The sequence below is a fragment of the Terrisporobacter muris genome (genome assembly GCF_024621905.1).
Taxonomy (GTDB): domain Bacteria; phylum Bacillota; class Clostridia; order Peptostreptococcales; family Peptostreptococcaceae; genus Terrisporobacter; species Terrisporobacter muris.
The window spans coordinates 1-1,992 of the sequence record NZ_JANKBY010000488.1; the positions used below are offsets into that span (position 1 = coordinate 1).

Consider the following 1,992-nt stretch of genomic DNA (forward strand, 5'->3'; position numbering starts at 1 on the left):
TTTTTAGTAATAAAGGTGCTTATATGAGTTTTCATCTAAGCACCTTTATTTTAATATTCTATTTTCATTTCAGATTCAATTTTTTCAAACTCATTTTCTAAGTTTTCACTTACTTCTAAAATATATTGAGGTATGTACTCTTCTTCCTCTTCCTCCATAATTTCTTCAAACTGTGCAATCAGTCTTTCATTTTTATCTACATCTAACTCTAAAAGAGTGCTATAAATTTTTTCACTATTTCCATAATGAGCTTCACTAAGGTCTTTGAATATATTTTTACTTTTTTCATAGTATAAATAAGCTAACATATATTCACAATTTTTATCTTCTTTTTTTACACCTTCTATAAAATATTTTTCACTTTCCTCTATTTCACCTAATTTTAAAGAAAGTTGACCTAAATTATAAATTGATTCAATGCATCCTTGTTCCTTAGACTTTTCATACCAATATTTTGCATTTGTGTAATCATTATAATGATTTTCATATATCAAGCCTAGCATATGTTGTGAGTAAACATTATTTTCATTGGCAGATATATCAAACATCCTTTTAGCTTCTTCATAATTTTCTTCATTATAATATATCCTTCCCAAGTGTATACGGCTATTTACATGATTGTTTTCAACTGCAACGATAAAATACTTCTTGGCCTCTTCAAAATCTTTTAGATACTCATATATTAACCCTAAGGCATATGCTGCATAAATATCTTTATTCTCAAATGCTTTTTCATACCAAACAATAGCTTCATCGATGTTATCAATCCTCTTAAATATATCTCCCAATTTTATTTGAGAAGATACAATAGTAGAATTTCGTTGATAATATGATATAGCTTTTTCTATATCTCCTATTTGGTCATACAAATCACCTATATTTTCTATAGACACTTTACATCCATCAACTATAGCTTCATCGTAATTTTTTATAGCTTTATCATAGTTTTCTTCTTCAAAATATAATCCTGCTAAATTATTTTTAGCCTCTACCATATCATTAGAAGCTAGATCATAATACATCTTTGCTCTTTCTATTTCATTTTCTCTATTACACAAATTAGCTAATCTAAATTTACATAATGGATTATCATGTTCAATTCCCTTTTCATAATATTCAATAGCATCTTCTCTTCTATCCTGTCTGTCATATAAATAAGCTAACCTATACTGCGCTTTTGAAAATTCACTTTTGCAGCTTTTTAAATAGTATCTTTCTGCTTCACTTTCATCCTTATTTATTTCCATGATTAGACCCATATTATAGCATCCCTTTGCATGAGCTGAACGATACAATTGTTTATACATAGAAATAGCATTCTTTTCATTATCATTTTTTCTATACAAAATAGCTAAATTGTATTTACAATCATCAGAAAGTAATACAGAACCCTTTTTAAAAAATTCTATAGCTTCCTCTTCTTTTTCTAAATGAAGATATAAGATACCTAAATTAAAACATGCTGATCCCAAGTTATCATCTGCTGCAATCTTTAACCATTTTTCACTTCTTAAATAATCACCCAAGTTATAATGAACCACTCCAAGATTATTTTGCGCCTTCACATTTCCTTCCATGGCAACTTTTTCATACCAATATAGCGCATACTCGTATCCTTCTAAATCATAATACATATTCCCTAAATCATAAGCAGCATTTTCATGACCATTTTTGAATGCCATAGAATACCATCTTTCTGCCTCATGGTATTGTTTTCTGCTTAAATATATTTTCCCTAATGAATATTGTGACTTTACATTACCTTCTTCTGCTGAGATTTTATATGATTCAATTGCTTCATCTAACTTTCCCATCTTCTCCAAGATAATAGCCTTCTTATGTGCTAATCCAGATTCTTTAGGTAAATCTTTAATTTTTCCAAAAGAAAATTTTGAACTCATCATCTTTCTTACTCCTATTTTATTTAATATAATAATTGCAATAATAGATATTATATTACATTGTATCTACTTCATGAATATTTTTTCAAAA

At 27.7% G+C, this 1,992-nt stretch carries 1 protein-coding gene; it reads right to left on the bottom strand.

Features of this window, described 5'->3' with window-relative positions:
* Nucleotides 1-50: 50 nt before the first annotated feature.
* The gene (locus tag NSA58_RS19610) at nt 51-1,904 is read right to left on the bottom strand and encodes a tetratricopeptide repeat protein (protein WP_257560888.1); all 1,854 of its coding nucleotides are present in this window, start codon (nt 1,902-1,904) and stop codon (nt 51-53) included.
* Nucleotides 1,905-1,992 lie beyond the last annotated feature (88 nt).